Origin of the sequence: Pantoea sp. ME81 (assembly GCF_903970985.1) — a bacterium.
Taxonomy (GTDB): Bacteria; Pseudomonadota; Gammaproteobacteria; order Enterobacterales; family Enterobacteriaceae; genus Pantoea; species Pantoea communis.
Genome location: NZ_CAJCKS010000024.1, coordinates 12,547 through 30,034, shown reverse-complemented (window position 1 = coordinate 30,034; position 17,488 = coordinate 12,547). Strand labels below are relative to the sequence as shown.

The window sequence follows — 17,488 nt, the reverse complement described above, 5'->3', positions numbered from 1 at the left end:
ATCCTGGCTTTTATCGTGAATCCTTCACTGTTTTTCAGCAGTTTAGCCGGTTCATTTTCAGTGTGTCAGGCGAAGCGGTAGCCCGCCATTTTGGCGATTTTTGATGTTGTGACAGAGAGTTAGTGCCGGATTTTCAGATAAAGATTATACTTGCTGCACCGGCCGATCCTGCATAATCGACCCCACGTATTCACTTCATGAAATGGAATAAATATGACCAAGCTTAAAGCAGTAATCCCGGTTGCGGGTCTCGGTATGCATATGCTCCCTGCAACGAAAGCCATCCCGAAAGAGATGCTGCCTATCGTCGACAAACCGATGATTCAATACATCGTTGACGAGTGCGTAGCGGCGGGCATCAAGGAGATTGTGCTGGTCACCCATGCTTCCAAAAATGCAGTGGAAAACCACTTCGACACCACTTATGAGCTGGAAGCGTTACTTGAAGCGCGCGTAAAACGCCAGTTGCTGAGCGAAGTGCAATCAATTTGCCCTCCTGGCGTGACTATCATGAATGTGCGTCAGGCGAACCCGTTAGGCCTTGGCCACTCAGTGTTGTGTGCACGTCCAATGATCGGTGATAACCCATTTGTCGTCGTGCTGCCAGACGTGCTGCTGGATGACTCTACGGCTGACCACCTGCGCTATAACCTCGCCGCCATGGTCGCGCGCTTCGAAGAAACCGGTCACTCACAGGTACTGGCGAAACACATGCCAGGCGAAGACCTGACCGAATACGGTGTTCTGACCACCGAGCAGCCGATCGATAACCCAGGCGACATCAGCACCATCACCAACATTGTTGAAAAACCAGAAGCGGGCCAGCTGGACTCAGACCTGACTGCGGTCGGTCGTTATGTGCTGTCTGCGGACATCTGGCAAGAGCTGGAAAAAACTGAGCCGGGTGCATGGGGCCGTATCCAGCTGACCGATGCCATCGCGTCACTCAGCAAGAAGAAACCGGTTGATGCACAATTGCTGACCGGTACCAGCTTCGACTGTGGTAAAAAAATGGGCTACATGCAGGCATTCGTTTCTTACGGTCTGCGTAACAACGCACAGGGTCGTGATTTCCGCGAAGCTATCCAGAAAATTCTGGCGAAATAATCCATTCTCATGCCGCGCCGCTTGCGCGGTTTAAAGGAGTACACATGGCTATTTTGGTAACGGGCGGAGCAGGGTACATCGGCTCCCATACGGTGCTGGCGCTGTTAGAGCGCGGCGACGACGTTGTGGTCCTGGATAACCTTTGCAATGCTTCGCGCGAAGCCGTCAATCGCGTGGAGAAGCTGTCAGGCAAGAAAGCAGTGTTCGTTGAAGGCGACATCCGCGATCGCGCGTGCCTGCGTGACTTGTTTGCCGCCAACGACATCTCTGCTGTGATTCACTTCGCAGCGTTGAAAGCCGTGGGCGAATCCACGCGTATGCCACTGGAATACTACGAGAATAACGTGGCAGGTACTGTGGTGTTGCTGGAAGAGATGCGCGCCGCTGGCGTGTGGAATTTCATTTTCAGCTCTTCAGCGACGGTATATGGCGCCGATGCACCGGTTCCTTATGTGGAAACCACGCCAATCGGTGGTACCACCAGCCCGTACGGCACCTCTAAGTTGATGATCGAATTCGTGATGCGCGACTTCGCCAAAGCAGACCCGAATTTCAAAGCCATCGCGCTGCGCTACTTTAACCCGGTTGGCGCGCATGAGTCTGGCGAGATTGGTGAAGACCCAACCGGCATCCCTAACAACCTGCTGCCATATATCGCGCAGGTGGCGATTGGTCGCCTGGAGAAGCTGGGCGTGTTTGGTGATGACTACGACACGCCAGACGGCACCGCACAGCGCGACTATATCCACGTGGTGGATTTGGCCGAAGGCCACCTGAAGGCGCTGGATCATCTGCCGAAAGTCACCGGTTACAAGGCGTATAATCTTGGCGGCGGGGTAGGGTTCTCGGTGCTGGAAATGATTAAAGCGTTCGAGAAGGCTTCTGGTAAGGCGATTCCGTTTGAGTTTAAGCCGCGTCGTGATGGCGATCTGCCGGCGTTCTGGGCAGATGCAAGTCTGGCGAATACCGAGCTGGACTGGCGTGTGACGCGTGGGATTGACGCGATGATGCGTGATACGTGGAACTGGCAGAGTAAGAACCCGGAAGGGTTTAAGTAATCCATAATGTTTTGAGATACGCCAAAAGCCTGTCATAGACAGGCTTTTTGCTTTTGTCGGAATTGTCTAATCTTTACGCATCGTTGATTAGCTGTGACTTTCGTAAAGAACATGAAAATGTTAGGATTTGTGTTGGTTAATTTTGAAGCATTAGAGTAGCGATAATTTTATAGTTGCTAAATTAACACTCACTAGCTTCAATCCTATGCTCAAGTAGCATTACACTATGCATGTTAGATTAATATCGTAGGGTGAAAGAATTTAAATACAAAGTGGTTAGATTTACACCTAAAGTCCTCTGGTAGCTGTAAGCCAGGGGCGGTAGCATTCTCCATTTGCTAAGAAATTGAGCAGAAGGTTTGTAGAATTAAGCGAAGCGCTTATCAATAGGGCATATTTGAGCAACATATATGAAGTATAACTTTGGCTATCTCATTGATCTTATAACAGTTATTACCGAAAAAGAGTTAAAGGTTCGTTATAAAAGTAGTTTTCTTGGTTACTTGTGGTCAATCGCGAATCCTTTGCTTTTTGCAATGATTTATTATTTTATCTTTAAATTGGTAATGAGAGTTCAAATACCTAATTATACAGTTTTTCTTATTACTGGATTATTTCCATGGCAATGGTTTGCAAGTTCAGCAAATAATTCTCTTTTCTCATTTATTGCTAACGCTCAAATCATTAAAAAGACAGTCTTTCCAAGATCTGTTATTCCATTGAGTAATGTTTTAATGGAATTCCTTCATTTTTTATGCACAATCCCGGTAATTATTGTTTTCCTCTACATATACGATATGAGCCCTTCGATCTCTTGGCTTTGGGGAATTCCATTGATTGGATTTGGCCAAATGATGTTGACATATGGCTTAGCACTGATGTTGTCAACGTTAAATCTATTTTTTAGAGATTTAGAAAGATTTGTTAGTTTAGGTATAATGTTAATGTTTTATTGTACACCCATCCTATACTCTGTTGATTTAATACCTGAAGCTTATAGGTGGATAATCGGCACCAACCCATTATCACTAATGATTGTTTCTTGGCGTGATTTATTTATGCACGGTACTATCAACTACATCACACTTTCGCATATTTATCTATCTGCAATCATAATGATGGTGCTTGGTGTTTGGGTGTTCAATAAATTGAAATTCCGTTTTGCTGAGATTTTGTAATGACAGTAGCAATTGAATTTAAAAACGTAACTAAACGCTATCCATTATACCATCACATTGGGTCTGGGATTAAAGAGTTAATCTTTAATCCAAAGCGCGCATTGACAATGTTATCTGGTCGTTCGTATTTAGCCATCGAAGATATATCTTTTCAGGTAGAAAAAGGTGAGTCAGTAGCATTAATAGGTCGTAATGGCGCAGGGAAGAGTACATCTTTATCGCTTGTTGCTGGTGTTATTAAACCAACGAGTGGTTCTGTTGAGGTTCATGGCAGAGTGGCATCTATGCTGGAACTTGGTGGAGGATTTCATCCTGAATTGACTGGACGTGAGAACATTCGATTAAACGCGACTTTGCTAGGATTGCGCAGAAAAGAATTAAATAAGAGAATTGATAAGATTATCGAATTTTCAGAATTGGGTGATTTTATAGATGAGCCAATAAGGGTCTATTCTAGTGGAATGCTTGCAAAATTAGGATTTTCAGTTATAACTCAAGTTGACCCGGACATCCTAATTATTGATGAAGTTCTTGCTGTTGGCGATATCAGCTTTCAGCGAAAGTGCATTAATACAATCAACGAATTTAAAAGCAAAGGTGTAACAATTCTTTTTGTAAGCCATAGTATGAGTGATATTGAAAAAGTATGTAACAAAGTGATTTGGATAGAAAATCATAAAGTTAGAAGAATTGGTGACAGCAAGGTTGTTATTGCTGATTATAAAGAATTTATGCAGTAAAACCTTGTAAGGAACAAGTGATGATGAGCAAGAAAATTTTAGTTGTAGGGGCTGGTTTTTCAGGTGCTGTAATTGCCCGCCAACTTGCAGATAAAGGCCATAAAATAAAAGTAATTGATGCCAGAGAACATGTTGCTGGGAATTGCTACAGTGAAATTGATAATGCCACTGGAGTGACTATACATACCTATGGGCCGCATATTTTTCATACTGATAATGAAGTGGTTTGGGACTATATTAATCAATATACTGAAATGATGCCATATGTTAACCGTGTTAAAGCAACGGTTAATGGAAAAGTATTCTCACTGCCAATCAATCTTCACACTATAAATCAATTCTTTAACCTGACATTATCTCCAGATGAGGCTAAGAAGCTGATAGAAGAGAAAGGTGAGTCAGCGATTGAGTCGCCACAAACTTTCGAGGAACAAGCCTTGCGTTTTGTCGGGCGTGAACTTTATGAAGCCTTCTTTAAAGGCTATACAATTAAACAGTGGGGTATGCATCCTTCCGAGTTACCCGCTTCAATTTTAAAAAGACTTCCTGTTCGTTTTAATTATGATGATAACTACTTCAATCATAAATTCCAGGGGATGCCTAAAGATGGCTATACTGTCATTGTCGAAAAAATTCTTGATCATGAAAATATTGAAACTCAGTTAAATACTGATTTTATTAAAACTGATGCTGATAGCTTTGATCATGTTTTCTATAGTGGTCCTCTTGATGGATATTATGAACATCAATTCGGCCGTTTAGGCTATAGAACTCTAGATTTTGAAAAGTTTTATCATGATGGTGATTACCAAGGTTGCGCGGTCATGAATTATTGTGAGCAGGAAGTACCATACACTCGAATTACTGAGCATAAGTATTTCGCTCCGTGGGAAAAGCATTCTGGTTCGGTATGCTATAAGGAATATAGCCGTAGCTGTGAAGAAAATGATATTCCATATTATCCAATCAGACAGGTTGGTGAGATGGACATGTTAGAGAAATATCTTAACTTAGCTGAACAAGAGAAAAATGTTACTTTCGTGGGGCGGTTAGGCACCTACCGCTATCTCGACATGGATGTAACAATTGCTGAAGCATTAAACACTGCAAAGGTTTACCTTGACTGCATTGAACAAAAATCTCTAATGCCATCATTTTCGGTTTCAGTTAGATGAACGTAACTGCTTTAATAGTAACATTTAACAGACTAAATAAGTTAAAAGACACGGTAATGGCAACCAGGAGGTTGCCATTTCAGCATATTGTTATTGTAAATAACGCGTCATGTGATGGAACTAAAGAATGGCTCGAAACAATAGATGATTCCAGAGTAAGCATACTTCATAAGAATAATAATAATGGTGGTGCTGGAGGTTTTCATTATGGATCAGAATTCATCTCTAAAAGTATTCTCACTGACTGGGTAATATTTTATGATGATGATGCATATCCATGTGAAGATTTTTTGGTTTGTTTCGAAAGAATGAACCCAAATATTAATGAGATATATTGTTCGGTAGTCAAAAACAAAGAAGGTGAGGTTTGTAGGATGAATCTCCCGTGGAAGTTAAAACCAGCCTCGTTTTTCGAAAACATAAAATATTTGCGAGACCCTTCTACGTTTACAGCAGAACCTGGATTGTCATCGGAAGTGATTTCCTTTTCTTTTGTTGGTGCAGTTATTCCTGCAAAGTTATTGTCGGAAACATACACTTTTATTAAAGAAGAACTTTTTTTATATTATGATGATGTTTATTATTCATCATACTTAAATTTAATGGGTTATAAGATCAATTTCCGTATAGAACTTGAATTTATACATGATGTTAAAGCTTTTACAAATTGGGATAATCAAGAGTGGAAAATATACTATCTATCAAGAAATTTATTTTTAAGTAAATATTTATATCATAATTTTGATTATTTTTCATCCAATTCGAAAGTGTTTAGACTTATTAAATATTTTTTAGTTGGGTCAACTTGCAAAAATAAAAAAAGATATTATGGCTACTTGATCAAAGGAATTTTTCACGGAATAAAAAAAATTAGTGGTTATAACCACTAGTGGTGCCTAAATGAAAAAGAGAATATGTTTTTTTATTAATTCTGGTTGGTATTTCCAACTTCATTGGTTGGATCGAGCTAAGCTTTTCTTGAATGATGGGTATGAGGTTCATGTAATAGCGCACTTTAGCGAAAATGAAAGAATTACGTTAAACACGCAGGGTTTTATTTGCCATGAGTCTGGCATGAATGAAAGATCATTGAATTTTGTTTCAGCTTCAAAAGATTTCATCAATATAATAAAACTTCTCACTGCCTTAAATCCAGACATTCTACACGCCATAACAATAAAGCCAATAATCATTGGTGGTATATATGCAAGATTTTTAAAGAAACCTTTTGTTTCAAGCTTTGTGGGACTCGGCAGAGTTTTCATGAATCAGACAATAACATTTAAGTTATTAAATATTTTTGTTCGTAAAACTTATTCTTTCATTTTCAAAAATCCAAAAAGCAGGTTAACATTCGAGCATGAAAAGGATTTAAGGCTACTGATTGATTTAATACAAGTGCCATGTAAACAATGCTCTGTGATTGATGGGGTAGGGATAAATTTAACTGAATATCAATATCGACCTGAGGTTGAAAATACCCCACCGGTAGTTTTATTTGCAGCAAGAATGTTAAAGTCTAAAGGCCTTGAGGTATTAGTTAACATTAATAAAGAACTTAAGTTGCAAGGTGAATCATTTATTCTAAATGTTGCAGGAATTGAGATCGAAGGTGATTCAGATGCTATTACTAAAGAAAAAATTTTGGAGTGGCACCGATGTGGTCTAATTAATTGGCTCGGTAAACGCAGTGATATTCCTAAATTGATCGAAGAATGCAATATTGTGGCATTGCCCTCCACTTATTTTGAGGGAGTTCCAAGAATAATAATTGAAGGAGCAGCTACTGGCCGTGCCTGCTTAGTCTACGATAGCGGTGGCTGTAACAGTATTATTAATGATGGTGTTAATGGATATGTCGTTAGACCAGGGGACAAGGATGAGTTTAAAGAGAAGCTTCTGAGTTTGTTTTCAAACCCACTGTTGAGAATTAAAATGGGGTTGCAAGGACGAAGAATTGTTGAAGAGCGTTTTAGTCTTGAATCAGTTTATGAAAAGACTAAATCACTTTATCTTGAAATTATTTGATATTTAAATTTGAGGTTTACGTGGCAAAAAATCCTAACGTTAAAATATATGTTTGTCATCACAAACAATCTCCTTATATTAAAAATGAATGTATTATCCCCATTCAAGTTGGCCGGGCATTATCTAATACTGAACTTGAATATTGCATTGGTGATGACACTGGAGATAATATTTCTCATAAAAATAAATCTTGGTGTGAACTTACTGCAATATATTGGGCGTGGAAAAATGATGAGGCTGATTATTATGGTTTGATGCATTATAGGAGATATTTATCACTTAAATCTCATGGTGACTATAATGTGATTAATCGATTGAATGATGACATTATAAATGAACACAAATTGGATCCTGAAAGTATCAGAAGTATTTGTGAAGGCCAAGATATAATTACGGGGCCGATATGGAATGTTCATCCTGTCGGACTTCCATGGAAAGTAATGTCAAATTATGATCAGTATGCTTTGGATCATTATAAAAAAGATCTCGATGTTATAGTGGAGATTGTAAAAGAGAAATATCCAAAATATTATTTGGCGCTCTTGGAGTCAATGTATTCAACCTCATGCTTCTTTGCAAATATTGCAATTATGAAACGTGAATATTATCATGAATATTGCGAATTTTTATTCGGTGTCTTGGAAGAAGCTGAGAGTAAGGTTGATATTAGCTCTTACGACTCATATCAGTCGCGAATTTGGGGTTTCATAGCTGAAAGATTAGTTAATGCATATGTTTTATTCGCGCGTAGAGAACATAAAGGAATTAAAATAAGCACTGCTGGATTGATGTATTTGGCGGAAGCTCCTGTAATTGATAAAGAATTAATTTTAAAGGGTATTAGTGATAAGAAGAAAGAGGAGAAAATCCTTCTTGATGAAACAATTAATATTTGCATGTCGTTTGATGACAAATATTATCCTCATGCAAGTGCAACGATAGAATCAATCCTTGATAACTCAAATGAAAACCAAAGAATAAATTTCCATATTTTGTGTGATAAAAACCTCTCAAACGAAAAGAGAGATTTACTATTATTAGAATTAAAGAGCAATGTACAGATTAAATTTGTTGAAATTGACCCTGATTTATTTATTTCATTGCCATTGAATAGGTCCTACATATCTTTGAATACCTATTACCGCTTAGTTATTCATAAGGTTCTTCAAGATGTAGATAAAATAATTTATCTAGATTCAGATATGATTTGTCTAGATGATATTGCTAAACTTTGGTTAGAACCTCTTGATGGAAAATGTATCGGTGCATCGCTTGATGAAGGTGGTCTGCTTCAAACCAGGCGCCTTATCCTGGGAGCTGATAATAATTATTTTAATGCAGGCATGATAGTTTTTGACCTGAAAGTTATTAGAGAAAAATATGAAGATGTATTTAATGACTATATGATTAATTTCTATGTTAATAACCGAGAAATTAGTCTTCAGGACCAAGACATTTTAAATATTACTTTTAAGAATGAAGCTAAAATTTTACCTTTGAAATGGAATGTAAACAGTCGTATGTTTACAGCTAACGATCTTGAACGTAAATACAGTATGCAGCAAGAATCGGAAACGTTACTTGATATTGGTATTTTACATTACACTGATCGTCGTAAACCATGGACTCTGACTTGTGTCCATCCACTCAAGGATTTTTACTGGAAATACCGAAAGAAAAATCCACATGCACCGATGTCTGAACAAGATAAACTCATTGAGCGTTATGCAGGTAAAATTTCTTACCGGATAAGTGGTGGCTTTATTCTCACTAAGGTTTTTGGAATTGAGTTTAAGCTAAATAAAGCTATAATCGGAAAATTATTGCGAGCATTCAAAATTAACTTTTAATAAGACGGCGCATTTGCGCCGCTTTGAGTTTCTAACTATGTGTGAAACAAAAAATCCTTTCATTTCTGCAATTACCGCGGTAACTTCCTCCTCAGTTGAACCGATTATCTCTACGCTAAATAGACAATCATTTACTTATTGGGAATTGATCATCATCTGTCTCGAAGAGGAGCGAGAGGCAATTTCATCTGTAATAAACGCCTTCGATGAAGAAACTGTTCGAAAGATAAAAGTTGTATCCTTTGATGCCAATAATAATTATGCTAAAGCTATTAATATAGGCATAAGGAGTGCGTCGGGAGAGTATCTTATTATAGTTGACCAAAATGATGGAATTGACTATTGCTTTTTTGAAGAGCTTTACCATAGTTTTCGGCATCAAGGTGTTAAATTATATTATCCAGAAGTGAAAATTCACTACAGTACACGTTTTTTAAATCGACCATTATTACTGGGTTCTAGAAAACATCCATCAAACGATGAGCTTTTTCTGGCAAAAAAAATGATTGTTAGTCATACTTGCGCTTCTCTGTGTTTTGTTTTCCCAAAATCAATTATTAAAGAGATAGGATACTTTGACGAGAATGTAACTGAGTTTTCTATATGGGAATATTTTATTAAGTTGAGTTTGGCAATGGATTTTTATAAATTGAGCGGTATATCTTATTTGTTTAATATTGATAAGGAATCAGGTCATCCGCGCTTGCCTATAATGGATTTAAATAAAGTCGATAATTATAGATATCATCTGATTAATTATTACTCAAAAAAACAATCAAGGCTACCAACCTATGAGTACGACTTGTCAGTCCTTGATGTTGAAAAAATCACTCAACAGGATAGAGCTAAAGCTAAAGTTATAAATAAAACTAACTATAATCTTTTTTTCAAAACTCTCATCATAAAGTCTTTTAAACTAGCATTATTAATTGTAAATAAAATAAAAGTTAAATTCGGGTGATGGTTATGAAAAGGCTATTTATTTCAACTGGCTTCTATTCAACATTGATAGCTTCGGTTGTTGCTGAAATGTCCGAAGAGATTTACGAAGATCACTTATTAATAACAATGGATAGGCAATCTTCAAATTCGAATGTGCTATGGGCACATAGATTGCATTCATGGAAAACGGTCGAAACAATTGATCACACTGATTATTACATTGAGAGAATAAATTACAGGCACTCTATTGATTGGTTTGATGAAGTATATTCTCCATTTCCAGAAATGATATTGGTAATAACGGAAGCGTTTCCTAGTAAGAAATATTCTTTTTATGAAGAGGGATTAACAAGCTATCTGCAGTTTCTTGAAGGTTCATACGATGAAAACTTTAAGTTTTATTGTTTGCATCCTCATGTGTTTAATGATTTAGATTCATTAATTAGCTTACCAATATCAATTCCTAAAACTCGGGAGAAATTGAGATCTTTAGACAGATGCTATCGAGTACCGCTTATTGAAAATAATAATAATATTATTGTTATTGGCCAAGGTGGTTTTCCTGATGAGAATAAGAATTCTTTAATTAGGGGTGAGTATGTTAAATTTATCAAAGAACAGTCACGGCTAGGTTTTAATATTATATTATTAGGTCATACAAGACTCCCTGCGGAAAAAAAATTGATTGATGAGTTGGAAAATAGCGTGGAAACTAATTTCACCTATATTGAACATGCAGCCCCAATATCTGATCTTTTTATTTTAAAAAACATTCAGAAGATTAGAGTGATTGCAGGTGTTTATTCAACTTTGTTGGTTAATTCAGAGACAGTATGTGGTATTCCAGCTGTGGTCTTTGACTCAGGATATCTTTCTGAACGACAGGTGAAATTAAGAGCGGTGCAGTCATTACTAATGAGTTGATTAGCTCAATCTCACTGTCTTTTACAGGGGCAGTCAAATGGTTAGTTTCGGATTATTGCTAATGTAGGTGAACCAAAAATATTGGCTCACCTACATATTGTTATTTCGTAAGGTCACTTATAATACGACAATAGTTTTCTTTAAACTTAGTTGTTGAAAAGTAGTTTTGATAAACCTCTCTATTTTTATCCCCAAATTTTTTTATGGTTTTTTCATTAAAGATATTGATGCTTTCATTATCTGTGAAAATTATATTGCCATCTTTATTAAAATCGAAGTTTCCACCTCGAGGTGAAAGGATAACCATCTTGCCTTCTTTCATAGCTTCTAAAGTAGCGAGGTCGAAAATAGAAACTCTATGCGGCATAAGATATATGTCGCAGATTGAATTTAAAAATCTTATCTGTGGATAGGTCAAGTTTTCATGAAAAATAAAATTGAATTTTTCATGCTTTTTCTCTAACTCCCTAGCCTGTTCGATGATCTTATCTTTAAGATGACCTGAACCTACTAAAATCCATCGAACTTTTTTTTCGCTATTTGAAATTTTTTTCTCTAAATATCCTGGTGCAAGATCTAATCCCTTAGCTGGTAGAAGGGACCCTACTGATAATATGGTAACAAACTCATCATCTTTAGTAATATTGCTAATAGATTCTGGTTCAGGATTTGCAAAAATTGTATTGTATAGCACAGGCCCAACTCTAGCTTGGCCTTTATTAATTGAACGGTATTTACTCTGAAAATAATATTCTTGGGCTCCTTTGCTGGGAAAGCAGACATAGAATGCTTTTTTAAATGCAAACCGTTCGCAAAATTTCACAATCCATTCATCAGTTTTTGTGAATATTTCACCATAGTTATACTTCTCTTCCACTCTAGGGCCTTGAAGGTGTGAAATATACACATATTTCTTGCGAAGTAATCCTAGACCGAAAGCGGTTCCATAATCATGAGTTATATAGGCGCAGTTTTTTTCATCTTTTGTTTTTAAAATCACAAACTGAATCGCGCCAAAAAGATCGGCTAACCTACTTTGCCAGTTTTTTGAAAATTCATTTTCCTCGAAATAAGTATATTTAAGATTTAAATCTTTAAGACGATCCTGCATTAATATTTGTTGACAAGTCTGTACTGCAGAACCTCCACCCCTGCCTCCTTCGGGAGAAAACACACGGAAAGTTATTGTATGGATTGTTGTTATCTTTCGGCTAAATGTAAATGCTGAAAGCATGTAGTATCTAAAAAATAGGATGAGGGTTTTAAGGTTTATCAATTTTAAATCCTTATTTGAATTAACCATAAAGCTAATGAATAATCAACGTATAATTTTTTCAGTGCTTTCCATTGAATCTCTAATCTCACAACCTAGTTAGCTGTCAAAAATAGTAGTTATAGAATTACATATTGATACTCTCAGTTATTAATTTATGTTATTTACTGCCATTATAACATGATATGAGTAGTTTAAGTGGTTTTTAATATTTTGATATTCACGATTTATGAATTTAGATTTCAGTCACTTGACTGTTCTAAGATATGTAAAGCTCAAATCAAAGAGTAGGCTGCTGTCACTAAAAAAGTGACACCATTTAAGCATCAATTTCTACCTAACTTAGTGACGGTTGAGTTAACATATCGATCACTTATAGAATAGTGTTACCAGTAACACTATAAGCGACCACAGACAGGAGTATGTAATGTCCAAGCAACAGATCGGCGTTGTAGGTATGGCAGTTATGGGCCGTAACTTGGCTCTTAACATTGAGAGCCGCGGTTACACTGTTTCTATCTTCAACCGTTCGCGCGAAAAGACTGATGAAGTTATCGCAGAGAATCATGGCAAAAAACTTGCTCCGTTCTACACCGTTGAAGAGTTCGTTGAATCGCTGGAAAAACCTCGCCGTATCCTGCTGATGGTGCAGGCGGGTGAAGCGACTGATAAAACTATTGCTTCTCTAACTCCTCACCTAGACAAAGGTGACATCCTTATTGATGGCGGTAACACCTTCTATAAAGACACCATCCGTCGTAACAAAGAACTGTCAGACCAAGGCTTCAACTTCATTGGTACCGGCGTCTCCGGCGGTGAAGAGGGTGCATTGAAAGGTCCTTCCATCATGCCTGGTGGTCAGAAAGAAGCGTACGAACTGGTTGCGCCAATTCTGGACAAAATCGCTGCGCGTGCTGAAGACGGTGAAGCTTGTGTTGCTTACATCGGTCCAAACGGCGCCGGTCACTATGTGAAGATGGTCCATAACGGCATCGAATATGGCGACATGCAGTTGATTGCTGAAGCTTATGCACTGTTGAAAGGTGCATTGGGTCTGAACAACGAAGAATTGGCTAAGACTTTCACTGATTGGAACAACGGCGAGCTGAGCAGCTACCTGATCGACATCACCAAAGATATCTTCACCAAGAAAGACGAAGACGGTAAATATCTGGTGGATGTGATTCTTGATGAAGCTGCTAACAAAGGTACCGGTAAGTGGACCAGTCAGAGTTCTCTTGATCTTGGCGAGCCGCTGTCGCTGATCACCGAATCAGTTTTCGCTCGTTACCTGTCCTCATTGAAATCGCAGCGTGTTGCAGCCTCTAAGGTGCTGAGCGGTCCTCAGGCTAAAGCTTTCACCGGTGACAAAGCTGAGTTTGTTGAGAAAGTGCGTCGTGCTCTGTATCTGGGCAAAATTGTTTCTTATGCTCAGGGCTTCTCTCAGCTGCGTGCAGCTTCAGAAGAGAACAACTGGGATCTGCACTACGGTGAAATCGCTAAGATCTTCCGTGCTGGCTGCATCATCCGTGCTCAGTTCTTGCAGAAAATCACTGATGCTTATGCGAGCAATGCTGATATTGCTAACCTGCTGCTGGATCCATATTTCAAAAACATTGCCGATGAATATCAGCAGGCACTTCGTGATGTTGTGTCTTATGCAATTCAGAATGGTATCCCAACTCCGACCTTCTCTGCTGCAATTGCCTATTACGACAGCTACCGTTCAGAAGTACTGCCTGCTAACCTGATTCAGGCTCAGCGTGACTACTTCGGTGCGCACACTTATAAGCGTATCGATAAAGAAGGTGTATTCCATACGGAGTGGCTCGAAAGTTAACACATCGTGTTTTCATTTTGTAACACGATTTTAGTTTGAAAATTTTTTATTCTTAAAAAAAACCCCAACTTATCATATTGTTGGGGTTTCTTATGTCAAAAGTTGGGCGTTAATTATTTTTTTTAATAAATGGTTTTTCTAAAATCTGATACGTTAATTCTGTTGCAATGAACATAGATAATATTTGCAATGCTATCCTGCCTGAATCTGAAATATTGTGACCATGAGTTAGTTGGAAAATTATAAACCATACTGGAATGTGGCAACAAAATAATGAAAATGACCGGCCTCCAATATAAGATACAATTTTGTTTAAGATTGATGGGAAACTGGTAAAAAAACCTGTATTCATGACAGCTAAGAAAACACACACCGTTGAAATCATAGCGGCTGCGCTAAATCTAAATGTCCATAAGTGAATTAGTGCCTGTGGAACAACAGCTAAAGAAATGATCATCATAAGCCCAATAGCAGATTTTTTTAATGGACTAAGATTAATCTCTTGCAATGAAAGTTTAGTTAAATCAATTGAACTAACGATGTAATAAAGTAGTGTGCCGTACAAAAGAGGATCAAATCTAAACATCCAGGCAGGACCACCGCCAGGCCGATAAAACATCATAAATACACAGATTACGACGGAAGTAATGATGGTTTTCTTGCGACCAAAAGTTAAGTATACAAGAGGGTAAATTATGAAGAATTGCATTTCTAAAGAAAGTGCCCACATGTAACCAAAATCACCTTCGGTACCAATCTCTTCAAAATTTCTAAGCCATACAAAAGAGGCAAAGAATTTCTCCATCATCAAGTTATAAGGTAACCACAATTCTGAGTTCTTAGTGATTAACGAGAATAACATTGGAATAGCAATCCAGAAATATACCGGAGGAGATAATCTTTTTATCTTTTTTATGTAAATCTTTATCAAATACACTATTTTATCAGGCGTTGAATTAATGTGGTTAGAAGATTTATCCAGTGTAAGTGATAAAAAATAACCTGCTATTACAAAAAAAAGTTCAACACCACTATCTGTATTAGTGAAATTGCGCAATTCGTTATAGGTGTGATTGTTAGGAAGAATAATTGGCAGGTGAAGGAATACAACAAATGATATTGCGAAAAACCTTAACGCTTGTATATCTTTAAGCATGTAATTACCAGTTATGAACTCCATAAAACAGGAGTTTATTTTACGAAAAAAAAATCATTTTTATAGTGATTTTTTGTTGTTTTGTTAAACCACCAATAATTCGCCCTCACGTCCCGCATTTTCCCCAGCCAAACGCACCACCAGCATTCCCGCCGTAGCAAACTTCATCAGGTTCCTCGCGTACAGCACCCCACCAAACTCCGCCACCAGCGGCGTCACCTGGTCGGTAATTGGGTCCACAATCTCGGCCACCACTTCACCCGGCTTGATCCATTCGCCCAACTCACGGCGATTCAACAACAGCCCTGAATGCGGCGCATGGATATACTCACAACCTGCCAGCGGCGTTGCAGGGTTGATCAGAGCAGGGGACTCAACCACGTCACCCGCAATGTAGCCACCCTCAATCAAGGCATTAATAATCGCATCCGCATCCTTCTCCGCCTGTTCTGGCGAAACATCAGCAACCCCACGTAATTCTAACGTCACTGGCAACAAACCCCGTGGCATCGGATACTCACTACCAAACCGTTCGGCCAGCGTTAACCATGGCTCGCAGCAGGCTTCATCAAACGGCTCGCCACCAGAGATTTGGGCCAGAAGCTGTACTTCGCTACCTAACCAACGCGCTAAAGGCTCGATATCCTGCCACGCATGCGGGGTCGTGTAGAGATGCGGCAATGCGTCCCAGTCGCAGTGCAGGTCAATCATCAAATCAGCCTGACTGGCCATACGCATCAACGTGAAGCGCTGCGCATCCAGTTCGGTTTTAGCAATGCGATCGCGATAATGGCGATCAATGGCATCACGGATCAGCCGCTTGTTTTCATACTCGCTTTGCGTCAACGAACCGGCCAACTCTTCAGCCAGGGTATCGCCTAACGCCGGGAAACGGCGATTGAAATCCTGACCTGAAAGCGTATGGAATCGGCCCAAATGGCTGCCGTGCCAGTGTTGCCCCATCGCCAGCGGATTTGCCACCGGCACCAGCGTAATTTTGGATTTGAGCTGCCCGGCCGATTCCAGCGCCAGAAGCTTGTGTTTCAGATACCACGCCACCGCCATACCCGGCAGTTCATCACCGTGCAGTGCCGCCTGAATGTAGACGCGCTGCTGGGAATCGGTACCGAAATGAAAGCTGACGATTTCGCGCTGTGTACCGAGGGAAGCACTTAACAAGGGATGATGTTGTTGTTGCATGGCGCGGTCGATGTCCTGTATCTACGGCACGCTGAACGTCGTGCCTGATTAATTTTATTGACTGGAATTATAGTGCTGCTGTGAAAATGAGCGGGTATGAAGCCGCTAAATTTGCGCTTGCTCATGTTAGCCGCGCGAACAGGGCGGCCTGAAGACCGCCCCTGCATTGATTAATGCTGGATCGAGATATCGGTGGCGAAGTACTTCTTCTGGATCTTGTCAAAAGTGCCGTTTTTCTTAATCTCAGCGAAAGCGTTATCGAGAGCCGTTTTCAGCTCTTCGTCGCCTTTACGCAGACCAATCGCCGTGCCAGGACCGATAATCGGGTCTTCCACAATCGGGCCAGCCAGTTCAAAATCTTTGCCCTGTGGGTGTTTCAGGAAGCCGTTTGCCGCCTGCGCCGCATCGGTGAACACCACATCCAGACGACCAGAGATCAAATCACTTTCAACCTGCGCCTGATCGCCGTAAGGCACCACGTTCACGCCGTGTGGCTGCCATTTTGCCAGTGCATAGCGCTCCTGCACGGTTCCCTGCTCAACACCAACCGTTTTGCCTTTCAGCGATTCAGCCGTTGGCAGCAGGCCAGAGCCTTTGCGTGCAATCAATTGGGTGTGCGTATCATAGAGCGGCACAGTGAAGTCGATCTGTTTCAGACGCTCTTCAGTGATACCCATATCCGACAGGATGGCATCAAACTTGCGGGCTTTCAGCGCTGGAATCATGCCGTCGAACTGGCTCTCAACCCACACGCATTTGGCTTGCATCTGCTCGCACAGCGCGTTGCCCAGGTCGATATCAAAACCCACCAGTTTGCCCTGCGGGGTTTTGGATTCGAAAGGAGGGTAGGTTGGATCAACCGCGAAGCGTACTTGTTCAATCTTTGCCTGTGCGCCAAATGCGCAACCTGCCAGCACAGCCAGCGCCAGCGTCTGACGCAGGCGGGCAGTAAAACGAGAACTTGCCATAATTTCGGTCTTCTTTTTTCGTGATGTGGAATAACGCAGAGTACCGATC

At 39.7% G+C, this 17,488-nt stretch carries 15 protein-coding genes; 11 read left to right on the top strand and 4 right to left on the bottom strand.

Features of this window, described 5'->3' with window-relative positions; translation table 11 throughout:
• The first annotated feature begins 213 nt into the window (after positions 1–213).
• The 10 genes from galF to H7A81_RS06745 all read left to right on the top strand — a co-directional run bounded on the left by galF (position 214) and on the right by H7A81_RS06745 (position 11,002).
• Positions 214–1,107, top strand: coding sequence for a UTP--glucose-1-phosphate uridylyltransferase GalF (gene galF, locus H7A81_RS06790; RefSeq protein WP_097116653.1), 894 nt, complete (start codon positions 214–216; stop codon positions 1,105–1,107).
• A 44-nt stretch (positions 1,108–1,151) separates the two neighbouring features.
• Positions 1,152–2,165, top strand: coding sequence for a UDP-glucose 4-epimerase GalE (gene galE, locus H7A81_RS06785; RefSeq protein WP_166932060.1), 1,014 nt, complete (start codon positions 1,152–1,154; stop codon positions 2,163–2,165).
• A gap of 410 nt (positions 2,166–2,575) precedes the next feature.
• Positions 2,576–3,343, top strand: coding sequence for an ABC transporter permease (locus H7A81_RS06780; protein ID WP_166932062.1), 768 nt, complete (start codon positions 2,576–2,578; stop codon positions 3,341–3,343).
• The gene (locus H7A81_RS06775) at positions 3,343–4,083 is read left to right on the top strand and encodes an ABC transporter ATP-binding protein (RefSeq protein ID WP_166932064.1); all 741 of its coding nucleotides are present in this window, start codon (positions 3,343–3,345) and stop codon (positions 4,081–4,083) included. Before H7A81_RS06780 ends, H7A81_RS06775 begins: the two co-directional genes overlap by 1 nt.
• Positions 4,084–4,106: 23 nt before the next feature.
• Positions 4,107–5,258, top strand: a complete 1,152-nt coding sequence (gene glf, locus H7A81_RS06770; protein ID WP_166932065.1) for a UDP-galactopyranose mutase — start codon at positions 4,107–4,109, stop codon at positions 5,256–5,258.
• Positions 5,255–6,148: a glycosyltransferase gene (locus H7A81_RS06765; protein WP_166932067.1), complete on the top strand. Its 894-nt coding sequence runs from the start codon at positions 5,255–5,257 to the stop codon at positions 6,146–6,148. The genes glf and H7A81_RS06765 overlap by 4 nt, the downstream gene beginning before the upstream one ends.
• A gap of 10 nt (positions 6,149–6,158) precedes the next feature.
• Complete coding sequence (locus tag H7A81_RS06760) at positions 6,159–7,286, top strand: glycosyltransferase family 4 protein (protein WP_166932069.1); 1,128 nt, start codon at positions 6,159–6,161, stop codon at positions 7,284–7,286.
• A 20-nt stretch (positions 7,287–7,306) separates the two neighbouring features.
• A complete protein-coding gene (locus H7A81_RS06755; RefSeq protein ID WP_166932071.1) occupies positions 7,307–9,136 on the top strand; it encodes a DUF4422 domain-containing protein in 1,830 nt (609 codons plus the stop codon).
• Between the two features lie 37 nt (positions 9,137–9,173).
• Entirely contained in the window at positions 9,174–10,097 is a 924-nt protein-coding gene (locus H7A81_RS06750; protein WP_182057058.1) for a glycosyltransferase, read from the top strand.
• A gap of 5 nt (positions 10,098–10,102) precedes the next feature.
• Positions 10,103–11,002: a polysialyltransferase family glycosyltransferase gene (locus H7A81_RS06745; RefSeq protein ID WP_182057057.1), complete on the top strand. Its 900-nt coding sequence runs from the start codon at positions 10,103–10,105 to the stop codon at positions 11,000–11,002.
• 100 nt (positions 11,003–11,102) lie between these two features.
• Here the strand turns inward: H7A81_RS06745 and H7A81_RS06740 are convergent, their stop codons facing one another.
• Positions 11,103–12,278 carry a glycosyltransferase gene (locus tag H7A81_RS06740; protein ID WP_166932077.1) on the bottom strand — a complete coding sequence of 392 codons (1,176 nt, stop codon included), beginning with the start codon at positions 12,276–12,278 and terminating at the stop codon, positions 11,103–11,105.
• A gap of 424 nt (positions 12,279–12,702) precedes the next feature.
• Between H7A81_RS06740 and gndA the strand changes: the two genes are divergently transcribed.
• Positions 12,703–14,115 carry an NADP-dependent phosphogluconate dehydrogenase gene (gene gndA / locus H7A81_RS06735; RefSeq protein WP_166932364.1) on the top strand — a complete coding sequence of 471 codons (1,413 nt, stop codon included), beginning with the start codon at positions 12,703–12,705 and terminating at the stop codon, positions 14,113–14,115.
• A gap of 109 nt (positions 14,116–14,224) precedes the next feature.
• Here gndA and H7A81_RS06730 read toward each other — a convergent pair whose 3' ends face one another.
• The 3 genes from H7A81_RS06730 to H7A81_RS06720 form a co-directional block, all read right to left on the bottom strand.
• Complete coding sequence (locus H7A81_RS06730) at positions 14,225–15,271, bottom strand: acyltransferase (protein WP_182057056.1); 1,047 nt, start codon at positions 15,269–15,271, stop codon at positions 14,225–14,227.
• Positions 15,272–15,355: 84 nt separating this feature from the next.
• Positions 15,356–16,471, bottom strand: coding sequence for a succinylglutamate desuccinylase/aspartoacylase family protein (locus tag H7A81_RS06725; RefSeq protein ID WP_182057055.1), 1,116 nt, complete (start codon positions 16,469–16,471; stop codon positions 15,356–15,358).
• 170 nt (positions 16,472–16,641) lie between these two features.
• Positions 16,642–17,439, bottom strand: coding sequence for an ABC transporter substrate-binding protein (locus H7A81_RS06720; RefSeq protein ID WP_034825244.1), 798 nt, complete (start codon positions 17,437–17,439; stop codon positions 16,642–16,644).
• Positions 17,440–17,488: the final 49 nt, after the last annotated feature.

What these genes read in the sequence shown, in the direction of transcription:
- H7A81_RS06775 (WP_166932064.1), top strand. Translation starts at nt 3,343, where the DNA reads ATGACAGTAGCAATTGAATTTAAAAACGTAACTAAACGCTATCCATTA.
- H7A81_RS06780 (WP_166932062.1), top strand. Translation starts at nt 2,576, where the DNA reads ATGAAGTATAACTTTGGCTATCTCATTGATCTTATAACAGTTATTACC.
- H7A81_RS06745 (WP_182057057.1), top strand. Translation starts at nt 10,103, where the DNA reads ATGAAAAGGCTATTTATTTCAACTGGCTTCTATTCAACATTGATAGCT.
- H7A81_RS06720 (WP_034825244.1), bottom strand. Translation starts at nt 17,439, where the DNA reads ATGGCAAGTTCTCGTTTTACTGCCCGCCTGCGTCAGACGCTGGCGCTG.
- galF (WP_097116653.1), top strand. Translation starts at nt 214, where the DNA reads ATGACCAAGCTTAAAGCAGTAATCCCGGTTGCGGGTCTCGGTATGCAT.
- H7A81_RS06725 (WP_182057055.1), bottom strand. Translation starts at nt 16,471, where the DNA reads ATGCAACAACAACATCATCCCTTGTTAAGTGCTTCCCTCGGTACACAG.
- galE (WP_166932060.1), top strand. Translation starts at nt 1,152, where the DNA reads ATGGCTATTTTGGTAACGGGCGGAGCAGGGTACATCGGCTCCCATACG.
- glf (WP_166932065.1), top strand. Translation starts at nt 4,107, where the DNA reads ATGAGCAAGAAAATTTTAGTTGTAGGGGCTGGTTTTTCAGGTGCTGTA.
- H7A81_RS06750 (WP_182057058.1), top strand. Translation starts at nt 9,174, where the DNA reads ATGTGTGAAACAAAAAATCCTTTCATTTCTGCAATTACCGCGGTAACT.
- H7A81_RS06760 (WP_166932069.1), top strand. Translation starts at nt 6,159, where the DNA reads ATGAAAAAGAGAATATGTTTTTTTATTAATTCTGGTTGGTATTTCCAA.
- H7A81_RS06730 (WP_182057056.1), bottom strand. Translation starts at nt 15,271, where the DNA reads ATGCTTAAAGATATACAAGCGTTAAGGTTTTTCGCAATATCATTTGTT.
- H7A81_RS06765 (WP_166932067.1), top strand. Translation starts at nt 5,255, where the DNA reads ATGAACGTAACTGCTTTAATAGTAACATTTAACAGACTAAATAAGTTA.
- gndA (WP_166932364.1), top strand. Translation starts at nt 12,703, where the DNA reads ATGTCCAAGCAACAGATCGGCGTTGTAGGTATGGCAGTTATGGGCCGT.